The organism is Chryseobacterium edaphi, assembly GCF_025628985.1.
Taxonomy (GTDB): Bacteria; Bacteroidota; Bacteroidia; order Flavobacteriales; family Weeksellaceae; genus Chryseobacterium; species Chryseobacterium edaphi.
The window spans coordinates 1,314,719-1,337,499 of sequence record NZ_JAOTEM010000001.1 but is presented as its reverse complement, the minus strand read 5'-3'; the positions used below and the strand labels follow the sequence as shown (position 1 = coordinate 1,337,499).

The following is a 22,781-nucleotide window of genomic DNA, read 5'->3' as shown; positions in this document are numbered from 1 at the left end:
GCGCAATAGAACAGATATGTTTACTAAGTGTAAATGTTGTGGTGTTTTAAAAGATAAGTTGGATGTTTCAATTTGCTTGTCAATATTACGAAATACAGATTTTATTAAAGAATTTAAACTAGATGATGATATATATATGATTTTTTAATAGGTTCTGATTTTGTTTGGACTTGTGACAAATGTGTAGAAGATAAAAAATCTTTAATTTCAAATCCTTTACAACAAAACCATTCCTACTATTTTTATCTTGCGTACTATGATTCTAGTATAAAATGTAAGAAATGTAGGAAAGAATTTACTTTTACTAAAGAAGAAAAGAAATTTTGGTATGAAGGCTTAAAATTTCGTAAAGAATCGGTTCCTGTCCATTGTTTAAGTTGTAGGAAGCAAATAAGAAAAGAGAAATTACAAAACAAAAGACTTTCAGAAATCTTAAAAAAAGATTCTAAGGATATGACAATTGAAGAATTGTATGAACTTGTACAAATTTATGATGAGTGGAAGATAAATGATAAATTTAATTTATATAATAAAATTCTTAAAGCAAAAAAGAAGTAAAATGTTTAAACTTCCATCACCCAACTTCCATCTTCCAACTCAAAAAAAACTTGACAAAACTCACTTTGTTCCTTCTAAATTAATCAGTAAATTTGTAATGATAAATCATCAGATAATAAAATAAATTATAATATAAAATGAGTCAATTCGATGTTACCGTAATAGGTTCTGGTCCTGGAGGTTATGTAGCTGCAATTCGCGCTGCGCAATTAGGTTTCAAAACCGCAATTATTGAAAAATATTCAACTTTAGGCGGAACTTGTCTTAACGTTGGATGTATTCCTTCAAAAGCGCTTTTGGACAGCTCTGAGCATTTCGAAAACGCAAAACACAATTTCGAAAACCACGGAATTATCATTAATGAGCCCAAAGCGGATATCGCAAGAATGATTGCGAGAAAAAATGAAGTTGTAGAGCAGACTACAAAAGGAATTAATTTCCTGATGGATAAAAATAAAATTACTGTTTTTGAAGGTCTTGGAAGTTTTGAATCTGCTACTCAGGTTAAAGTGACTAAAAACGACGGTTCTACAGAAACGATCGATTCTAAATATATCATTATTGCAACTGGTTCTAAACCTTCATCTTTGCCTTTCATCACTTTAGATAAAGAAAGAGTGATCACTTCTACGGAAGCTTTAAACTTAAAGGAAATTCCTAAGCATTTGGTTGTTATCGGTGGCGGAGTTATCGGTCTTGAACTAGGTTCAGTTTACTTAAGACTTGGAGCTCAGGTAACTGTGGTCGAATTTATGGACAAAATCATCCCTACAATGGATGGAGCTTTAAGTAAAGAATTAACTAAAGTTCTTAAAAAACAAGGAATGAAATTCATGCTTTCTACAGCAGTTTCTGCGGTTGAAAGAAATGGAGATACTGTAAAAGTTACTGCAAAAGATAAAAAAGGAGAGGAGGTCTCTGTAGAAGGAGATTATTGTCTTGTTTCTGTGGGTAGAAAACCTTACACAGACGGTCTTGGATTGGAGAAAGCAGGTGTTGAACTTGATGAAAGAGGAAGAGTGAAAACAAACGACCATTTACAGACTAATGTTGCGAATATTTATGCAATCGGTGATGTAATCAAAGGGGCAATGTTGGCTCACAAAGCTGAAGAAGAAGGAACTTTTGTTGCTGAAACTTTAGCTGGTCAAAAACCTCATATCAACTATAACCTAATTCCTGGTGTAGTTTATACATGGCCTGAAGTTGCAGGAGTTGGTAAAACTGAAGAGCAATTGAAAGAAGAGGGAGTGGCTTATAAAGTTGGTTCTTTCCCAATGAGAGCTTTAGGAAGAAGCCGCGCAAGTGGTGACACTGATGGTTTAGTGAAAATTATCGCTGACGAAAAGACTGATGAAGTTCTTGGTTTCCACATGATCGGAGCAAGAGCTGCAGATTTGGTTGCTGAAGGTGTAATCGCAATGGAATTCCGTGCAAGTGCAGAAGATATCGCAAGAAGTTCTCATGCTCACCCGACATACGCTGAAGCTGTGAAAGAGGCTGCTCTTGATGCGACATGTAAGAGACCTATCCATATGTAAAAAATTAATTTCAGGGAAGACAAACTTCCTATTTACGACATTTCATAATAATGCAGAAATTCTTTGAGTTTCTGCATTATTTTTTATGAAATAAGTGGTATTTTTGATTAAATCAAATCTACATGTTATGAAAATTACACGTTTACTCTATTTAGCAGTGTTTATTCTAAGCATTTCCTTTGCGAAATCACAGGATTTTTTCACTCCTATCAACGAAAGAAGTATAAAGGTCGAAGCAAAAAGCAGAACCGTACAACCAGAAAAATTCCTTACTTATCAATTAAATGTAGGGAGTATTAAGAGTTATTTTAATTCTGTTCCGGAATTAAAAGACAGTGATCTAAAAAATAATGCGAGCATTATTATACTACCTATGCCAGATGGAACCAAGTCCAGATTCAAAATCTGGAAATCCTCTGTAATGGAGCAGGAATTAGCTGCAAAATTCCCAAACATAGTAACTTTTACAGGACAAGGTATTGACGATATTTATGCTACTGTAAAATTAGATTTTACAGAATTAGGATTTCACGCTCAGATAAAATCTGTAGTAACCGGAGATCTGTATATTGATCCTTATTCTAAAAATGATATCAACAATTACATTGTATACAAAAAAGCTGATTTAATAGATACTCATGTAAGAAGTTGCGGACTTAAAGATGATGTAGAATCAATAAAAAAAAACGAGCAAAAAACGGTAACTCCAAGTGTAGGTAATCAGATCAGGATTTTCAGACTAGCGGTTGCCTGTACAGGAGAATATGCTATTGCAGCAACTGGCTTACCTTCTCCTACCGTTGCCCAAACTTTATCTGCTATCGTTACCAGTGTAAACCGTCTGAATGGTGTTTATGAACAAGAAGTAGCTGTAAGACTTGTACTTGTGGCAAATGAAGCAAGTATTGTTTTCACAAATCCTACTACTGATCCATTTAATGGAAATAATGATGCTTATACCTTGATTGATGAAAGCCAAGCAAATATAGATGCTATCATAGGTTCAGCAAATTACGATATTGGACACACATTCAGTACCGGCGGCGGTGGTTTAGCGGGATTAGGAGTAATTTGTACTACTTCACAGAAGGGAAGTGGAATTACAGGCTCATCCAATCCTGTCGGTGATCCTTACGATATTGATTATGTAGCACATGAAGTTGGACACCAGTTTGGAGGACCACATACTTTTAATTCTATCACAGGCAGTTGTAGTGGAAATAGATCTGCGGCTAATGCTGTAGAGCCGGGAAGTGGAATCACAATTATGGCATATGCAGGCATTTGCGGAACTACAAATAATCTGGCTAATAATAGTATTGCTACTTTTCATACAAAATCTTTTCAGTCTATAACTTCCACAGTTTTAGCAAAAACATGTCAGGTTACAACTCCAGTTGCAAATACAGCTCCTGTTGTCAATGCAGGAGGTGACTACATTATTCCCGTAAACACACCTTTTAAATTGACAGGATCTGCAACAGATGCACAAAATACAGGACTTACATATTCTTGGGAACAAAATGATGTGGGACCATCCGGAAACTGGAACGTTCCTACAGGAAATGCACCTTTATTCAGATCCTATCTTCCGACGACTGTTCCTTTTAGATATTTTCCAAAAATTGCGGATGTATTGAGTAATACTGTTACAAAAGGTGAGTTTTGGCCAAATTATGCAAGATCATTAGAATTCAGATTAACGGTTAGAGATAATAATCCAGGTTGTGGAGGGGTCGCAAATGACGATGTGGCGATTACCGTTGATGGCAATTCAGGGCCTTTCAGAGTAACTGCTCCGGCTACAGCTGTATCATGGAATGGAAACAGCACACAAACTGTCACCTGGAATGTTGCCAATACGACAGCGGCTCCTGTGAGCTGTGCTAATGTAAGCATTCTGCTTTCCACAGATGGTGGTTTTACATATCCGATTACAATTTTGGCATCTACTGCAAATGATGGTTCAGAAGTTATTACAGTTCCGAATGTAAGCTCCTCTCAGGCAAGAATTATGGTTGCAAGTGTGGGAAATGTTTTTTATCATATCAATCCATCTAACTTTACGATTAATCAGATATTGGCGGTTAATGAGCTTAATCAGGATGATGATGCGTTTGTAGTATATCCTAATCCGAGTAAAGGAATTTTAAATATTAAATTTACTAAACAGAATGATACTCATGATGTCACTGTTTACGATTTAAGTGGAAAACTAATATTCAGAAAACAAAACAACACTACAAATGGTGATAAAGTTGCTACTTATAATCTGAGTAATTTGGTAAAAGGAGAATATTTGGTTAATATTAAATCTAAAACAATCGATAAAACGGTTAAATGGATTAAAGAATAAGAAAGATTTTAAATCAAATTTTTCAAACATTATTAAATATAAAGAGAGGCTTTTGTCTCTCTTTTTTTTATCAATTTGAGCTTTACAGAAGATGGTTATTCATTTAAAAAAAACTAGGATATCACTAGATCCCAAATTTAAACCAATTTTCAAACTAAATATCAAACTCAAACCTGCCAACTCTGAAACTCTCCAACATATTCCTTACCTTTGCCAATTAAATTATCATCAATGGAAATAGGAAAAACTCAGACGCTCAAAATTTCAGAAAAAAATAATTCGGGATGGATGCTTGAATCAGAGACTGGCGAAACCGCTTTTATGTCTAAAGTTTTCATTCGTGGAGAGAAAGAAATTGGCGATGAGATTGAAGTTTTTGTTTACCAGGATGATCACAAACTGAAAGCTACAACCGAAACTCCTTTAGCAGAAGTGGGCGAATTTGCCGTTATGAGTTGTGTACAAAGTCTTCCAAGTGGTGCTTTTATGGATTGGGGTATCATCAAAGACCTTTTTATTCCGTACAAACAGCAGAAGACAAAAATCATTGAAGGCAAAAGATATCTTGTTAATTTGTACATTGATGACGAACTCGAACTGATCACCGGAACTACAAAATTCAAAAGAAATCCTCAATACGAAGATCTTCCTTTCCAGAAAGGTGACAAAGTAGAGTTGATCATGATGAATGAGAGCGAACTTGGATGGAATGTTGTTATCAACAAAAAATATATAGGATTGGTCTACACATCTGATGTTTACAAAAAACTGTATCCGCTGTCCGAAGAAGAAGGTTATATCAAAACAATTCGTGAAGACGGGAAAATAGATGTTTCTCTTCAGCCTGAAGGTTTTGAAAATATAGATGAATTCAGACAGAAAATCCTTACCAAATTAGACGAGAATTTCGGACTTCTTTATTTATCAGACAAGTCTTCTCCGGAAGACATCAAAGCTGAACTGCAAATGAGTAAAAAGAATTTTAAGAAAGCAATCGGAGGTCTGTACAAAGATAAAATCATTGATCTTGTAGATGATAAAATCAAGTTATTGTAGATGAAATTATTTTAAAAATAATAAAAAAAGAGCAGAAATTTAATTTCTGCTCTTTTTTGTTTGTTAATTTCTGTTCTTAATTAAAAGCCAGCCGTTATAAACTCTTCCGTCTGAAACTTTTATGGTGTACCAATAATTTCCGGTAGCGAGAGGGTTTGAATTGTATTTTCCGTCCCACTCAAATGGCTTTTTAGTGATTGTTTGTTTAAATACAATTAAACCTTTTCGGTCGTAAACAAGAATCTCTGTTCCTGAATAATTTTCGAGTCCAGCAATTCGCCATTTGTCATTGGTTCCGTCACCATTCGGCGTAATCATATTTGGAATGTTGAATATTGAGAAATTTTTCTCTCCGATAATACAGCCGGATTTTGTTCTGACATAAACTTTATATTCGCCCAAAGTCAAATTCGAAAAAACATTAGAATTCTGCCAGTTTTGATTGTCTAAAGAATATTCATAGTTTCCTGGTGTAGACATGATTACCGTTGCAGAATTGTTTGAGATATTTACCGAAACAATTTCACCCAAAACTGAATAAGTTAATTGTATACTATCTGTATTTTCACATCCGAAACTATTGGTGACTTTCACCCAATATGTACCCGGAGTCGAAACGGTAATAGTCTGAGTGGTCGCACCTGTACTCCATAAATAACTTACAAAACCAGCTCCGGCATCCAATGTTACTATTTTTCCTCTACAAAAATCGAAATCTTCGGGAAGGGTAATAACAGGTTTTGGATTTAGATGCAATTCCAAAATTACATTAATAAAACAACCGTCTGCGGTTGCAACTTTTACATTGATAATATTTGTGCCAATATTTAAAGTATAATTTGAAGGATTTGCAATCGGATTTCCAAGCTGATTAGTGTATGTGAAAATATAGTTGTTAGGATTTGCAATAATATTTGATTGGTAGATTGTCAAATTTACAACCATCGTATTTCCTGTCGTAACATTACAAAAAGTTTCTCTGTAATTATTTGCAGGCACATTATTTTGTGAAAGTGTAACCAGTATTCCCAGTTTTTCCGATTCACAATTGTTGATCGTTTGTGTAACAAAATAGGTTTGTCCGTGAACAAGCGGAGTCGTAAGAGGTAAAATGTTTCCTGCTGAATCATAATAAATCAAAGCTGTTCCGTTGACTACCAAATTCGATAATTTAGGATTTGCAGATGCGCAGAAATCTTGTATTGCAGCTGCAGTCGGTTTTGTTGTGTTGTTAACAATCACCTGAATTGAGATTTTAGCACTTTCGCATCCATTAATTGTTTGTGATGCAAAATAAGTCTGCCCATTTACAAATGGAGTAGTTATGGGTAAAATACTATTTGTTGTATCATACCATTTAATATTTTGACCTGTGATCTGAAGATCTGACATCTTTGGTTGATATGTGGCACAGAATGTCTGAGTAGCATTTGCTGTTGTTGGTAAAGGGGTCGCTGAAATGATCACATTCTGATTTTGCGTAGAAATATTTCCGTTACCGTCATTATAAGTCCAGTGAATAACATGTGTTCCTGGTGTAGAGTATGAAAGTGGATCTGTCGTTGTCGCTGTGATTGTTCCTGCACAGTTGTCTGTTGCAGTTGGGAAAATAGAAATTGTAGTGTTACAGTTTCCTGTGACATCCGAAAGAGATGCTAATGTTGGAACCGGAGGAGTATTATCTCCTACAACAACATTTACTGTAAAGCTCCCGTCACAAGCTCCGCTTCCTGTAATTTGGCAAGTATATGTTCCTGCATTTGCTGCTATTGCATTCGAAATTGTTGGATTTTGTAAAGTTGAGGTAAATCCGTTTGGTCCTGTCCATGCATATGTTGTTCCGCCAGTTGCAGTTAATTGAATATTTGAATTAATACAAACGGGGGAATTTGAATTGACCATTCCGGTTGAAGAGCAGTCTCTGAATTTTGCTATAAAAGCATCATTATTTCCGGATCCGCCTCCTTGCTGTTGGAATGTTCCGGGGGTTGCAATTCCACTTGTATTTCCACTCGACATTCCTGTCAGATATATAGCATCTTCGCTGTCTTTCGTTACCTCTCCCAACTGAGTAGCACCATTTCCTGTGTAATAGGTTCCCCATTCTTTAAGATCATTTTGATTATATTTTACTAAAAATGTAGAAATGTACATTGCAGGCATACCTAAATAGGCACCGGGAGTTGAAACATCAGGTTGACCATTGGAGTGTAATCCTGTAAAAAATACATTTCCGAATGTATCGGGATAAGCCAGTAATTGATAATCATCTTGTAAATTAAAATAATTTTTAATAATTGTATTGTTTGATAAATTCACTCTCCATACTCCAGCTTGCCCTAAAGGAAATGCAGGTGTTGAATATTCTCCCGGAAGAATAAGGATATTATTAACAATAATGGCTTTTCTTATCACATCTTGACCGGCATTCCCATAATAACTTGATCTAATAATATTATTTCCACTTTTTGAAAGCCTTAAGTAAACACCGTCTGTGATTCCTGCTTTTAGTGGTTGAAAGGCATTAACCATTGGTAATGTGGAAGATTGTGTAGCGCCAATTATTTCTAAATCATTAACAGAGGAAAATATTTGAAACATAGAAGTTGAACCGTCAGCTTTCCCGAAATAAGTTAACCAATCGACATTTGCTGTTGTTGCATCCAAAGATCCTATTATTCCGTCTGTAAAACCTGATGGAGATGCTTTGGCTGGTTGCATGGCGTTTACTGTCGGAAAATCAAAACTAAATGTGTCACCAGCAAAATAAACATGATTTTGATTATATGATATACTAAAAAAAGTATCGTTTGAGTTAGTTAGAAATTCTTTTTGAAATATAAAGGCACCGTTACTGTTAAATTTTGTAACGACCATATTGTCATTCACAGACATTCTTTGAATTTTACCACCCGCATAAATATTAAAGTTTTCATCAAAATCAACATCATTGAAAAAGTCATTCTGATTAAATCCATAATAAGTACCCCAGATTTTCTGACCAAATTTGGTAACTTTCATGATAACTGCATCATATCCGCCGACTACATTTTGTTGATAAGTTCCGGAAGTTGCAAAATTTGTGGTACTGGTGGTACCGCCAAATATATACAATGTGCTTTGTGAATCTGTTTTTGCTCGTATGTATTCGTCACCAAAACCGGCCACATAACTGCCCCAAATTCTTGTAGGAACGGGATCGATTACAATTTTTTTGTCAGAAGAATCTACTGGAGAATTAAATCCATAAATCTGATTTCCAAAATCTTTAAATAAAACATTTATTTCCTTTTTATTTTGATCTCCAATCCAGCTGTTGGGAATGTTCTCATACATATCTCCAAAACGTACTTTCATCAAAAGCTTATCATTTTCAATAGAAGTTGGAGCGCCATTAAATTTCATTTTAATATCAGAAACTTTTCCTCCAGGATTAATAATGAAATTGTACTCTATTGGTTTTAAACTATCTTTAGGTTTGAAGAATATTAAATCGATATTATTGTAAATATTTTTATATACAATTTTTTGATAGCGATGAACATTTGTTACTCCATCAGGTTTATACGAAAGATTATAGTAATTTTCGTAATCAGCTGACTTTCCCTCCGCAATTATTTTAGAATCCCTGTTAGAGTTAATCAGGTCAATATCTATTCTGTGAAAAAGGTTTTCGTAGATATACTCTTCAGTATTAAAATCTCTCTTGTTAACTGCAAGATTTTCTCTATTCTTATTGAAATTGGGATTTGTAGTTTTTTTTGTTTCATAAACATCATAAGAAAACCCATTAGAACGCAACTGAACATTTAATCCCGCAGAATGGAATAAGTATTTAACATCCTTATTTTCCTCACCATTTTGATCAACAATCTGACCTTTATTTTCATAGAAATGATATTGATTGTCTTTTTGAAATTTCTTTTGTCCAAACAAAATGACACAACAAAAAATAGAGAACAGAAATAAAATTTTTCGCATCGGTTATTAATTTTCCGCAAATATATTAAAATCATTCCCTACTGAGAGTTAATAAATCATGAACAGGTGAAAGTCATATTAAATATGATTCATATCATAATAATTCTCTTAATTATTTTGTTTAACAATTTTGTCAAAACAATTGTTTGATCTATATTTGCACAAAATTGTTTAACAAAAATGTCAAAACAAGAAAAAAAAGATCAAACACAGGAATTAATCAAAGAAACTGCGAAGAATCTATTCTTTGTTCAGGGAAAATTTAATGCAACTACACAGGAAATTGCAGACGAAGCGGGAGTTAATCGAACGCTGATCAATTATTATTTTCGTTCAAGAGACAATTTGATTCAGATTATTTTTGATGAAGCTCACAGGGTTGAAAAAGAGAAATCTGAAATTATTATGAATTCTGATCTTCCATTTAAAGAAAAGATCGCAAAGTTTATCGACGGAAGTTTATCGACAAGTCTTCAATATCCGTATTTAGAGACGTATATCGTTTCACAAATCAATAAAGGAAGTTGCCACAAAAGAGATGTGGAAGAAGATGAATTAAAAAAACTGTACGAAGACATCGAAAAAGAAATGCAGCTGGGGAATATCGTCAAAATGGCGCCGGTACAGTTTCTTCTCAATATGGTTTCGCTTTTAGTGTTCCCAAGTGCGGTTCGTCCTCTGTTTTTAGAAAATTTAATGATTACGGATAAAGAATTTGACCAGATCATCTCAGAACGAAAAGATATCATCCTTAACATGCTTTTTAAAAATTAATTAAAAACTGTTAAAGTAATTATAAAACTGAATCGTCCTTTAGGGATAAACTACCTCAGGAAAGCAACTACAAAAAATAAACGAAGTATAAAATTATGAATAGAAAACGTATAACTGCAAAAAAGCTAAAAATTGGGATAGCTGCAGCATTTATGATTTTCGGCTCTACATCTGCCTACGCACAGCAACAAGTTTCGCTGCAGGAAGCCATTAAACAGGCATTGCAAAATAAAGCAGAAGCCAAAAAAGCGGCTTTGCAAATCAAAAAGGCCGAATATAAGATCGCTGAGGCGAGAGCCGGTGCGTTGCCACAAATCAGTGCAACTGCAGGATTAACGTACAACCCGGTGATTCAGGAATCACTTTTGGAATTTGGAGGAGAAAGAATTCGTGCTAAATTGGGTCAGCCATGGACATCCAGTGCCGTGGTCACTTTAAATCAGGCGATTTTTGATCAAAGAGTTTTTACTGGTCTTAAAGCTGCAAAATCAACCAGAGAATTTTACGTTTTGAATGCTCAGCTTTCCAACGAGCAGATTATTGAAAATGTAGCAACTGCCTATTATCAGGTTTTTGTACAGGAAGAAAATCTTAAAACTTTAAATGTAAGTTACACCAATACCGAAAAGGTGAGAAATGTAATCAAAAGTTTGGTAGAAAACGGTTTGGCAAAAGGTATTGATTTAGACAGAACTAACGTTCAGCTAACGAATATCAGTGCCAACAGACAACAATTGGTGAATGCCGTTGAGCTTTCAAAAAATTCATTGAAGTTTTACATGGGAATTCCTATTGAAACGGATATCGAGCTTGAGGAAAAAACTATTGAGCCAAAACCTGAATTGGTTGCCGGAACTGTAGATTTAGATACAAGAACAGAAGTGAAAGTTTTACAGAAAAACAGAGAGCTTTTACAATTTAATAAGAAAGCGACTGAAGCTTATCTTTACCCTACAGTTGGTCTTCAGGCAAACTACGGGTGGGCCGGTCAGGGTGGAAAATTTCCTTTAACCAACGGATTGAATAACGGAGTTCTTTGGAGTGATTATTCAGCAATTGGTTTAAATATCAATATTCCGATTTTTACTGGTGGTGCTACAAAATCTAAAATCCAGCAGGCTGAAATTGATATTTTAGATATCGATCAGGATATTCAAAATACACAGTTGACTTTAAGTTTAGACTATAAAAATTCAATTACCAATATTGAAAATTCTTTGATCAATATTGAAAGCATGAAAAATAACGTAACGCTGGCTGAAAAAGTTCAGAAAGATACTCAGGCAAACTATCAGTATGGTTTGGCAACGTTGACTGAAGTTTTAGATTCTGAAAATGCTTTGACTGATGCAAAACAAAATTATACCACTGCATTATTAGACTATAAGCAAGCTGAGATTAAATTAATTAAAGCTAAAGGAGAACTTAATACATTACAAAACCCATAATAAACTATAGTGGAAATCTTTTATTTAAAAGGATTCTATTTACATTAAAAATAATCATTATTAAAATGAAAAAAACTTTAATATATATCATCGTAGCTGCAGTTCTTGTAGGTTTAGCGGCTTGGAAAATTGCAGACAACAAAAAGAAGCAGGAAACTGAAGTAAAAGAAGTAGCAAAGCAGGTTGACAAAATCAACGTGAATGTGATTACTGTTTCAAGAGAAAATATTGACACAGATTATTCAGCTAACGGAACTTTTATCCCCAAACAGGAATCAAATCAGTCTTCAGAAATCGCAGGACGTATTGTCAGTGTTTTCGTGAAAGAAGGTTCTAGAGTAGGAGCAGGTCAGGTTTTAGCAACTATCAAAAGAGACGCAATTGAAGTAGACGTTACCCAAGCTCAGAATAATTTGCAGAATGCCATTGCAGACAACCAGCGTTATGAAAATGCTTTTAAAACTGGAGGTGTTACAAAACAACAGTTGGATAACTCAAGATTACAGTTGAAAAACATGCAGGCTGCCGTTCGTGCTCAAGGTGTTAAAATCAATGATACAAGCATCAGAGCAGGGATCAGCGGCACCATCAACAAGAAAATGGTGGAGCCGGGAATGGTGGTTGCACCGGGAACAGCTTTATTTGAAATCGTTAATATCAACAGTTTGAAATTGTCAGTTTTGGTTGACGAAAGCCAGATTGGAAGAATTCAGTTGGGTCAGGAAGTTTCAATTAATGTTAATGTTTTGCCTGAAGAATCTTTCAGCGGAAGAATTACATTTATCGCTCCAAAAAGTGATGCTTCTCTTAATTTCCCTGTAGAAATTGAAGTTCAAAACAGAGGAAACCTTAAAGCGGGTATGTATGCAACAGCTTTATTTAAAACAAATAATGGTGCTGAAACGCAGAATATGCTGACTGTGCCTGCTGAAGCTTTTGCAAATGGGGTAAGCTCAGGACAAATTTTCATTGTTCAGAACGGAACTGCTAAAATGATTAACGTAAAAACCGGAAAAGTATATGGTGATAAAGTACAGATCATCAGTGGATTGAATGGTGGTGAGCAAGTAATTACCAGCGGACAGATCAACCTTGATAACGGTTCAAAAATCAATATCGTAAAGTAACAGAAGAATGAAGTTAGCAGAAATATCCATTAAAAGACCGTCCCTCGTTATCGTATTGTTTACGATTCTTACGCTGGGAGGTTTGTTAAGTTACTCCATGATGGGGTACGAGTTGATTCCGAAATTTGAAACCAACATGGTAACGATTTCTACGGTATATCCGGGAGCTTCGCCTTCTGAGGTGGAAACTTCGGTGACCCGAAAGATCGAAGATGCTGTAGGTTCTTTGGAAAACGTAAAAAAAGTAGAATCATCTTCATACGAAAGTTTATCGGTTATTATGGTTCAGTTGAACACTGGTGCCGATGTAAACTATGCTTTGAATGATGCACAGAGAAAGGTAAATGCTATTTTGGCAGACCTTCCTGAGGATGCAGATCCGCCATCATTACAGAAGTTCTCACTAGATGATTTACCGATCATGACTTTGAGTATTACCAGTAATAAACTGAATAATAAAGAGCTTTATGATCTTTTAGATAAAAAAATAGAGCCGATTTTCTCCCGTGTAAACGGTGTGGCTCAGGTTGACCTTGTTGGTGGACAGGAAAGAGAAATTCAGGTAAGTTTAGATGAAAAGAAAATGCAGGGTTACGGTCTTGCGATCGGAGATATTCAGCAGGCAATTCTTTCGTCCAACTTAGATTTCCCGACGGGAGCTTTGAAGACAAGAACTTCAAGATCTACGATCAGACTTTCCGGTAAATATAGAAATGTACAGGAAATGAACAATCTTGTGATTTCTAATAAAGACGGAGCACAGGTTCGTTTGTCAGATATTGCAACGGTTTTTGATACACAGAAAGATATCGAGAAAGTAGCGAGATTCAACCAGAATCCTACGATTTTGATGCAGGTGAAGAAACAGTCTGATGCAAATGCAGTATCGGTTTCAGAATTGGTACAGAAAACTATCGCCCAGGTTCAGACCAACTATAAAGCTCAGGATGTAAAAGTGAGTATTGTAGATGACTCTACAGACTTTACTTTGGAAGCTGCAGATCACGTAATTTTCGATTTGTTCCTTGCGATTATCTTGGTGGCAGTAGTAATGTTGCTATTCCTTCATAACATCAGAAACGCATTCATTGTAATGGTCTCAATTCCAGTTTCGTTGATTGCAACGGTGATTGGAATGTATTTGATGGGATATACCCTAAACTTGATGAGTTTATTAGGACTTTCATTGGTTGTGGGTATTCTTGTGGATGATGCGATTGTGGTTTTGGAGAACGTTTACCGTCACATGGAGATGGGAAAAAGCAGAATTCGTGCGGCTTACGATGGAGCTTCAGAAATCGGGTTTACAGTAACAGCGATTACGATGGTAATCGTGGTGGTATTCTTACCGATTGCAATGAGTTCAGGATTGGTTTCTGATATCCTTGCGCAGTTCTGTGTCACGGTAGTTATTGCGACCATGTTCTCATTATTGGCTTCATTTACCATTATCCCATGGTTATCTTCAAGATTTGGTAAATTAGTTCATTTGACAGGAAAAAATCCTTTCGAGAAATTTATCCTTTGGTTTGAAAAGCAATTGGAGAAATTCACTCACTGGATTTCAGGAATTCTGGAATGGGCTCTAAAATCTGGATTGAGAAGAATAATGGTGGTTGTAGTGACTTTTATTATTTTGATTTCATCATTTATGTTGGTAGCATTCGGATTTATTGGTGGAGAATTTTTCCCGAAAATGGACAGAGGTCAGTTCCTTGTTCAGATGGAATTACCAAAAGATGCTTCTGTAGAAAAAACCAATCAAGTGACTCTTGCAGTTGAAAAATATCTGAGAAATGATAAAGATGTTGTAGACATGATCACTACAGTTGGTCAGCAGTCATCAGGTTTTGGTGGAGCTCAGGCAACTTTATATCAATCTGAAATTCAGGTAATCTTAGTTGATAAAGCTGATCGTAACGAAAGCACAGACATCAAATCAGCGAAAATCAAGAGAGCTTTAGAAGAAAAATTCACAGGAGTTGAATTTAAAACAGCACCAATCGGATTAATGGGAGCAGATAATGCACCGATCGAAATGGTGGTAACAGCTCAGGATAATGCCACGGCAAATAAGGAAGCAAACAGAATTTTAGCTTTACTTAAAAAAGTTCCGGGATCTGTAGATGCTGAGTTATCAACCGACTCAGGAAACCCGGAAGTTCAGGTAAATATCGACAGAGATAAAATGGCTTCTTTAGGTTTAAATCTTTCAAGTGTAGGACAAACGATGCAGACTGCATTTAGTGGAAATACAGATGGGAAATTCAGAGCCGGAGAATATGAATATGATATCAACATCCGTTTTGGTGATGCCAACAGACAGTCAATTGATGATGTAAGAAATCTGATGTTTACAAATCCTGATGGTGAACAGATCAGACTAAGTCAGTTTGCAGATGTGAAAATGGGTTCCGGACCAAGTTTGCTTGAGCGTAGAGATAAAGCGCCTTCCGTAAAAGTAAAATCTAAAGTTGTAGGTCGTCCGGTAGGGGATGTTGCCAACGAATGGTCTGCTCAGTTTATGGATAACGAAAAAACAAAGCCAGCTGGTGTAACGTATATTTGGAGTGGTGATATGGAAAACCAGACTGAAGGTTTCGGTACTTTAGGAATCGCATTATTGGCGGCTATTGTATTGGTTTATCTGGTAATGGTTTCACTGTATGACTCATTCGTATATCCGTTTGTGGTATTGTTCTCAATTCCATTGGCATTGATCGGGGTAATGGTTATTTTGGCCATCACCGGAAATTCACTGAACATCTTTACGATGTTAGGGATGATCATGTTGATTGGTTTGGTAGCGAAAAATGCGATTATGATTGTCGATTTCGCCAATATGAGAAAAGCAGCCGGAGCAAATACGCACGACGCTTTGATTCAGGCTAACCATGCCCGTCTCCGTCCGATCTTAATGACGACGATTGCGATGATCTTCGGTATGATCCCGATTGCGATTGCAAAAGGAGCAGGAGCGGAGATGAACAACGGTTTGGCTTGGGTAATTATCGGTGGTTTGACCTCATCACTATTCCTTACTTTGATTATCGTACCGGTGGTTTATTCACTATTCGATTCATTATTAAGAAGAATGGGCAAAGGTGAACCGGTAGATTATGACGCTGAAATGAAAGCAGAATATGAAGAAAAAGAGCTAAGTGAAGATGGTTACACGCCAAAACACGTAGATTAATATAACAACCTTAATTAACCTGAAAGCGCATCAAAAATGATGCGCTTTTTTATTTTAAATCATGAAAAAAGTGTTTAAAATAATTCAAATATTTTAATTGAATTAACCGGACACGTTTTGAAGTGATCCAAATACGTTATACATTAATTCGATGATGTCATGAACCACAGAAGATACGTTACCTAACCTCAATTTTGACGTTCCCAACCCAAAATTATCAGTTGTCGACCCATGTCGATAGGTTATCAACCTCAGCCAACCCGTTCTGAAGTAATCCAGATACGTTCTATACTAATCTGACGGGATAATGAACCTTAAATCATACTTTCCACAACCCCAACGTCGAGGCTGCAGACCCTAAAGTATACGTTGACGATTACGCCCGATAAGTTATCAACCCCAACCGATTGCTCAAGAACCATTTCGGATATATCTTTAACCCCAAAAGACATGTAAAAAACATAGACGGATGATTTCGCAACCTCAAATTTCCTGTCGATCAACCTCAATCAATAGATCCGAAACCCCAACAGATGTGTAAATAACCTAATCTGTTCCGTAAATAACCTGGGAAGATTGGTTTAAATAATTAAAGGTGATATTAAAAAAACTTTGCGTTCTTAGCTAAGTGAAACGCCTTTGCGAACTTAAAATAAAGCAGTTGATATTAAAAAAAAATCTCTGCGAACTTTGCGTTAAAAAACCAACACAATAATATCAGCACAACAAAAAAAGTCAGATTTTCCTGAAAACTCAGCAAAACCTAACTCTAAAACAAACTATATAATATTCTTTTACAAAATTGAAATAATTGATTATCTCAAATTGATCACTTTATTAAAAACTTTACCGCCTTGCTCTACAGTAATAATGTAGTTGTCGGCTGTATTTGGATTTAAGTCGAAAGTCAAATCCAACTCACCATCAGTTGCAGATTTTGTCGAATTGTAATAAACAGTATTTGAAAAATCTGATACTGTAATTTTCACTGAATTTTTCAACCCCGAGAAATGCAATTTTGCTTTATTTCCATTTACAGAAAATTCAGGTTTTATGATTTCTGCCAAAGGTTTCTCTTCAATAAGAACTTTTTTGTCAGAGTTTACATTTATTTTATATTTCTCAATTTTACTTTCAGATTCTACGATCAAGTAATAAATTCCTGAATCAAGATCTTTAAAATTGTAAGATTTTGCAACGTTCTTATCTGAATTTAATTCTTCAGAAAGCAACTCACCATCAACATCACTATAAATCGTTACAGAAACATTTTTTGCGTTTGATACTTCAAAGGTTACGGTTTCTGCTTCGTTTTTTCCAAATGAAAGAGAAAAGTCCTTTTCTTTACTCATTGCACTCATAGAGATTGATAAGAAACCGATCATTAAAACTGATTTAAATACTTTTTTCATACTATTAATTTTTCACTTGTTAATACTGCAAATTTAGATCAAACCTCAACGCGGTTCTACTGCACAATTTTCTTATATATGTGCTATTTTAACCCTAAGATTAATTATTTAAATAGTATTTGTTAATTTTGCATACAAATAACATTATTGATATGAAACATTCGCATCCCGCCTTCGAAGCTGTAAAACCCAATCTGGGAAGCAGTTTCACGAGTTTAAAGTTTTTGAAAAATGAAAACATTAAGTCTCATGTTTGGCATTATCATCCTGAAATTGAGTTAATTTTCGTCTGTGGAGGTTCCGGTAAAAGACAAATCGGAAGTAATATCTCTTACTTTTCAGATGGAGATCTTGTTTTAATGGGAACCAACCTTCCTCATTGTGGAATGACCAATGAAAATACCAACAACGATTACGAAATGGTCATCCAGTTCAAACCTGATTTTTTAGGCGAAGAGATTTGGAATTTACCCGAAATGCAGAAGATTGCTAACTTACTGGAAAAAGCAAAAGCAGGAATTGTTTTCTCAGAAAATATTAAAAGAGATGTTGGTTTAAAAATTACCGAAATGCACGAAGCATCTTCACTTGAAAAACTGATGAAATTTATTAAAATTCTGGAAGAATTGGCTTCTACAAACGAATACAGGATTTTAAATGCAGGAAAATATTACTTGCAAACTCAGGTAGAAGATAACGAGAGAATCAATCATATTTTCAATTATGTGAAAGATCATTTTAAAGATCAGATCACTCTGGAAGAAATTTCTGATTTGGCGAGCATGAAAGTGCCTTCGTTTTGCCGTTATTTTAAGAAAATTACGAATAAAACTTTCACCCAGTTTGTGAACGAATATCGAATTACCCATTCCCTTAAACTTCTTGCTGAACAGCCTTTAAGCATTACCGATGTATGTTTTGAATCGGGATTTAATAATTTCAGTTACTTTAATAAAACGTTCAAAGAATATACCGGAAAAAGTCCGTCGCAGTACAGAAAAGAATTTAATTACTTATTGGATTGACATGATTTTGTATTTACAAACTCTATCGGAAAAACCACGTCAGTTCAAGTGGGTTTTTGAAGCAGAACATATTGAGAATTTGAAAACTGCCAAATAAAAAAACCGCATTCAGAGAATACGGTTTTATATTTTAACTGTTGTTACAGCAACTTTTATTTTCAAAAGAAAATTAATCAGCCATCACTTCACCAGACTTTCTAAAGATAAAATTTCCGTAGATATGTCTTCTTGCAAAACGGCTTGGAGAATCTGCATTCACCATTTTAATGTAGGTATTTCTTGGAACTCCGATATATTCGAACATTTTTCCATTCAGATGCTGAACTTTCAAGATCGATTTTTCAAGATAGAAATCCTGAATATTAGATTTTGTGATCGTTTCAGTATATTCTTCTTTATATTTTTCCTGAGTTTCAGGGTTGATGCTTACCAGAAAATGATAGGCTTCAATGATTGATTTGCTTTTTTCTTCAGCAGCCAGTTTCCCTTCTTCATCATTGATAAATTTATCAGGATGCGTATCTTTCATCGTATTCCTGTAAATCGTTTTTAAATCCTTTAACGTAGCAGTATTGTCTACTCCAAGAAGTTTTCTGTGTTCGCCTATTCTTTTCATATGAAGATATTTATCAATTTTCAAAGGCCATATGCAATTGAGATTTCATAATGGATGATCCTTTTTACGGGATGCAAAATTAGGCTTTTTAATTGAAAAAACCGTAAGTTTTTGATTATTAATTTGTTTGGAGGCAAAAAATTAGTTTTTCTTTTAATACAAGTAATATATTTTATATTCGCCTTAAGATTATCGTAACTTTCTTTTTAAGTTAATAAGTTTTTTCTTCCTGTTACTAATGAACTTGTTATAAAAGTTTCTGAAATATATTTCGCTATATCTGACTGTTATTTACCATCCTGTCCACACAAAGTATGATCTGTTCCAATATAAATTTGATAAGCAATTTTTTAATTGCTGGGTGAAAAATCCATCAATTAAGTATTTTAAGGAATGATTATCTTTCTCCAATGATCTGCATATTTATTTGCAAATCTTTCCTTTTCACTCTTAGGCAATTTAAAATAATAATCTTCTCGTCTCTCTTTTTCTTCGTAATTTTCATCTTCGTTACCAGATCTTTCGACAACTTCCAGGTAATGAACATAATGTCCGAATTCATGCAATAAAGTTCTGTAAAGTTGAGTATATCTCGAAGATTCAATTTTTATTCTTGAGCAAAATTTTCTTTTATCTTCAATGAAAATATGTCCATCTTCTTTTAGACGGGCAAATTCTTTTTGTTGATTAACAGTTTGTTTTTTTGTCCAGATCAATTTTTTATTTATCTCAACTGCATCTAGAATAATTGCGGGAAAATATTCATCTTCAAATTCAAAACTATATATAAGTCTTCCCTAAACCGGTGAAAGTATTTCTTCTTTTCGCTTAGGTTGTCTTAGAATTATAAATTTTAAATCTCCATAATCCTCTTTTGGAATTTGCTTAATAATACTTTCTAAATCATCGAATGTACAGGTGTGATGACAATTCTCTCGGGTTTCTTCTTCAATGAATAGAAACTCATGGTCATTAATAATTCTTACTTCTTTTTGATACTTTTCGATTCTTTCGTAAAACGATTTTAAAGTTCCATATGGTGTTGAAATCTGAAGTCTGTTATTTTGACCAAATCCTTGATTTTCGGTTCCTATGTTTCTGTTTCTCCGGACCGGATTGTACATTGATCTAAAATTTAGTTTTCCTGATTAAGGTATGTAAGTTTCGCATCTTTTACAAACTCATCAATACTCATATTTTTAACGGCTTTTGAATTCGTCAATTCTAAAAGGTAAATAATTGAATTCGGCAGATTTCTGTTTTTGGTAATCAGTCTGAATCTTTTTACTTTTTCATTTACGTTTAAAAAAGGAAGCTCAGAAGTTTTCACCAAAATATTATTCACATCAAAGCCAGCTTTCGGATCTTTTTGCAGTTTCAAAAATCTCTTTTGAGTTTTATCTGTAGTTTCATCAAGAAATTTCTGCATCTGATAATCTGTCAGAAGTTGAGGATAAACCAAGCCTTGCTGTAAAATTGAAACAGTCAATTTATCAGTTTTTTCAAAGTAAGTTACTTTGTCATCAAAAAGAATCTGGTTATCTTTTGTATTAATTTTACCTTCAAACTTTTTATAATTTTTCTTTTTATATTCTTTTTTAAAATGCTCAACGGCATGTTGATCTTTTGAGCTTAATACTTCTTTTTTCTGTCCGAATACCAACACAGAAAATAAAAAACAAAGTATTGCAGAAAATTGCAGTTTCATAATTTCAATTTTATAAATATTTACAACTTATTTTTAATGCGTAAATGCTGAATCAGCATAATGGTTTTTGCATCTTTTATTTCTCCCGAATCAATCATGCCGAGAGCTTTTTCAAAACCAATTTCGAGAACCTCAATGTCTTCACCTTCATCTTGAAGTCCGCCACCATTTGTGATTTTCATTTCACTTGAATATTCGGCAATGAAAAAATGCAGAATTTCTGTGACGGATCCCGGTGACATATATGCTTCAAAAATTTTCTCAACTTTTGATATTTTGTAGCCGGTTTCTTCTTCGGTCTCCCTTTTGATGCATTCTTCGGGATTATCGTCATCCAGCAAACCAGCACATGCTTCAATCAGCATTCCTGTGGAATTTCCGTTGATGTAAGTCGGCATTCGAAATTGTTTTGTAAGAATAACTGTTTTTGAAATCGTATTATAAAGTAAAATGACAGCACCATTTCCTCTGTCATAAGCTTCTCTGCTTTGAGTTTCAACAGTTCCGTCTTTCTTTTTAATATTAAATGTGATCTTTTTTAAAGTATACCAATTATCTGACAAGATTTCGGTTTTTTCGATATGTACGTTTGTATTTTGCATAGATTTTACAATCTTGATAAGATAATTTGTTAATTAATTTTTAGTTAAAAGATTTTTTAATGCAGGTTTTAATTCAGTAAATTTAAATTGAAATCCTTCATTTTGAAGTTTTTCCGAAGAAGTTCTGGAACCTTCAAGCAATACCACCGACAACTCGCCAAAGATCATCTTCATCACAAATCCAGGAATATTGGGTATAAACATAGGTTTGTTTAAAACTTCTGCAATCTCTTTCGTGAAATTTTCATTGTCGGTATGTTGAGGAGCAGAAGCGTTGTAAGCTCCATTTATATTTTCGTTTTTTAGCGCAAATTCAAATACAGAAGAAAGATCATCAATATGAATCCACGGGATATACTGTCTTCCGGTTCCTACTGGTGATCCGATCCCGAATTTTACGGGAACTGACATTTTTTTCAATGCACCTTCATTTTCAGAAAGAACGATGGCTATTCGTACTTTTACCACTCTTTCGGCAACACCTTTTTCTTGAAATTCATCCGCTGCTTTTTCCCAAAGAATCACAACTTCACTTAGAAAATCATTTCCTTTTTCGTCATCTTCTTTAAATATTTTTTCGGAAGTAATCGCTCCGTAAATTCCAACGGCAGAAGCTGAAATGAACGATTTTAATTTTATATTTTTCTTTTGTAGAGTTTCTAAAATCAGTTTTGCAGAATCAACACGGCTTGAAATAATTTCTTTTTTTCTTTCGTTACTCCAACGTTTTTCCGAAATATTAGCTCCGGCAAGATGGATGATGTGACTTACATTTTCGAAAGCTTTTTCATCAATGGTTTTATTTTCGATATTCCACTCAAAATCATTTTCATGTTTTTTAGTTCGTGTCAGAAAGCGAACTGTATATTCGTTTTCAAGTTTTTTGGCTAAAACTTTTGCGACGGCTCCGCTTGCTCCTGTTATTACTACGACTTCTTTCATGTATTGATTTTGCTTTTTATTTAATTAATTTTTAGATAATTGTCCTTCCTTTAAGGTGGGATAAAAAATTATCTAAAAATTTTTCATCACATTCCATTTAATTCTTAACAATCAAAATATAATCTTCATCTAAAATTTTATAGCCTTGATCATAAACAAATTTATATTCTGAACCGTTTTTATAAACTTTTATTTGTGTGAAATAATTAAAATCAAATCCTAAGCCACTCAATTTAGATTTGGCGATTTTGGTTTTTCCTTCAGTATTTGTATCGCTCAAGATACGGTAATTTCTGCGGAGTTTATTATTTACGTTCCGCATCAGATTGCTAGAATCTTTATTTTGTTTATTGTTATAAGCATTTCTACACGCGTCATTGCAGAATTTTTTATCTGATCTTCCAATGATTTTTTCGCCGCATTCAAGACAGTTCATAAT

18 protein-coding genes are annotated in these 22,781 nt (G+C 34.4%); 9 read left to right on the top strand and 9 right to left on the bottom strand.

Going from position 1 to position 22,781, the window contains the following annotated elements:
• Positions 1–132: 132 nt before the first annotated feature.
• The 4 genes from NZ698_RS06320 (at position 133) to NZ698_RS06305 (ending at position 5,511) form a co-directional block, all read left to right on the top strand.
• On the top strand, positions 133–558 hold the full coding sequence (locus tag NZ698_RS06320; RefSeq protein WP_368407654.1) for a zinc-ribbon domain containing protein: 426 nt from the start codon (positions 133–135) through the stop codon (positions 556–558).
• 137 nt (positions 559–695) lie between these two features.
• Positions 696–2,099: a dihydrolipoyl dehydrogenase gene (gene lpdA, locus NZ698_RS06315; protein ID WP_263002231.1), complete on the top strand. Its 1,404-nt coding sequence runs from the start codon at positions 696–698 to the stop codon at positions 2,097–2,099.
• Between the two features lie 127 nt (positions 2,100–2,226).
• A complete protein-coding gene (locus NZ698_RS06310; RefSeq protein ID WP_263002230.1) occupies positions 2,227–4,455 on the top strand; it encodes a reprolysin-like metallopeptidase in 2,229 nt (742 codons plus the stop codon).
• A 231-nt stretch (positions 4,456–4,686) separates the two neighbouring features.
• Positions 4,687–5,511: a CvfB family protein gene (locus NZ698_RS06305; RefSeq protein WP_263002229.1), complete on the top strand. Its 825-nt coding sequence runs from the start codon at positions 4,687–4,689 to the stop codon at positions 5,509–5,511.
• 63 nt (positions 5,512–5,574) lie between these two features.
• Here NZ698_RS06305 and NZ698_RS06300 read toward each other — a convergent pair whose 3' ends face one another.
• Complete coding sequence (locus tag NZ698_RS06300) at positions 5,575–9,492, bottom strand: DUF7948 domain-containing protein (protein ID WP_263002228.1); 3,918 nt, start codon at positions 9,490–9,492, stop codon at positions 5,575–5,577.
• A gap of 180 nt (positions 9,493–9,672) precedes the next feature.
• On the opposite strand from NZ698_RS06300, the gene NZ698_RS06295 reads away from it, so the two are divergent.
• From NZ698_RS06295 to NZ698_RS06280, 4 genes are all read left to right on the top strand, one after another.
• Positions 9,673–10,266, top strand: coding sequence for a TetR/AcrR family transcriptional regulator (locus NZ698_RS06295; protein WP_047444268.1), 594 nt, complete (start codon positions 9,673–9,675; stop codon positions 10,264–10,266).
• A 95-nt stretch (positions 10,267–10,361) separates the two neighbouring features.
• Entirely contained in the window at positions 10,362–11,714 is a 1,353-nt protein-coding gene (locus NZ698_RS06290) for a TolC family protein (RefSeq protein WP_263002227.1), read from the top strand.
• A 65-nt stretch (positions 11,715–11,779) separates the two neighbouring features.
• Positions 11,780–12,841, top strand: a complete 1,062-nt coding sequence (locus NZ698_RS06285; protein ID WP_263002226.1) for an efflux RND transporter periplasmic adaptor subunit — start codon at positions 11,780–11,782, stop codon at positions 12,839–12,841.
• A gap of 7 nt (positions 12,842–12,848) precedes the next feature.
• Positions 12,849–16,037 (top strand): efflux RND transporter permease subunit, encoded by a 3,189-nt coding sequence (locus NZ698_RS06280; RefSeq protein WP_263002225.1) that lies wholly within the window; start codon positions 12,849–12,851, stop codon positions 16,035–16,037.
• An 815-nt stretch (positions 16,038–16,852) separates the two neighbouring features.
• On the opposite strand, the gene NZ698_RS06275 is transcribed toward NZ698_RS06280, so the two are convergent.
• Positions 16,853–17,449, bottom strand: coding sequence for a T9SS type A sorting domain-containing protein (locus NZ698_RS06275; RefSeq protein WP_263002224.1), 597 nt, complete (start codon positions 17,447–17,449; stop codon positions 16,853–16,855).
• Positions 17,450–17,601: 152 nt separating this feature from the next.
• Between NZ698_RS06275 and NZ698_RS06270 the strand changes: the two genes are divergently transcribed.
• Positions 17,602–18,474, top strand: coding sequence for an AraC family transcriptional regulator (locus NZ698_RS06270; RefSeq protein ID WP_263002223.1), 873 nt, complete (start codon positions 17,602–17,604; stop codon positions 18,472–18,474).
• Between the two features lie 169 nt (positions 18,475–18,643).
• On the opposite strand, the gene NZ698_RS06265 is transcribed toward NZ698_RS06270, so the two are convergent.
• From NZ698_RS06265 to NZ698_RS06235, 7 genes are all read right to left on the bottom strand, one after another.
• Positions 18,644–19,090 (bottom strand): KTSC domain-containing protein, encoded by a 447-nt coding sequence (locus NZ698_RS06265; RefSeq protein ID WP_263002222.1) that lies wholly within the window; start codon positions 19,088–19,090, stop codon positions 18,644–18,646.
• A gap of 386 nt (positions 19,091–19,476) precedes the next feature.
• Positions 19,477–19,806 (bottom strand): hypothetical protein, encoded by a 330-nt coding sequence (locus NZ698_RS06260; RefSeq protein ID WP_263002221.1) that lies wholly within the window; start codon positions 19,804–19,806, stop codon positions 19,477–19,479.
• A gap of 81 nt (positions 19,807–19,887) precedes the next feature.
• A complete protein-coding gene (locus NZ698_RS06255) occupies positions 19,888–20,214 on the bottom strand; it encodes a hypothetical protein (RefSeq protein WP_263002220.1) in 327 nt (108 codons plus the stop codon).
• A gap of 11 nt (positions 20,215–20,225) precedes the next feature.
• Positions 20,226–20,798, bottom strand: coding sequence for a hypothetical protein (locus NZ698_RS06250; protein ID WP_263002219.1), 573 nt, complete (start codon positions 20,796–20,798; stop codon positions 20,226–20,228).
• Positions 20,799–20,818: 20 nt separating this feature from the next.
• Positions 20,819–21,400 (bottom strand): GDP-mannose pyrophosphatase NudK, encoded by a 582-nt coding sequence (gene nudK, locus NZ698_RS06245; protein WP_263002218.1) that lies wholly within the window; start codon positions 21,398–21,400, stop codon positions 20,819–20,821.
• 33 nt (positions 21,401–21,433) lie between these two features.
• Complete coding sequence (locus NZ698_RS06240; RefSeq protein WP_263002217.1) at positions 21,434–22,342, bottom strand: TIGR01777 family oxidoreductase; 909 nt, start codon at positions 22,340–22,342, stop codon at positions 21,434–21,436.
• A gap of 97 nt (positions 22,343–22,439) precedes the next feature.
• Complete coding sequence (locus tag NZ698_RS06235; RefSeq protein ID WP_438265557.1) at positions 22,440–22,781, bottom strand: hypothetical protein; 342 nt, start codon at positions 22,779–22,781, stop codon at positions 22,440–22,442.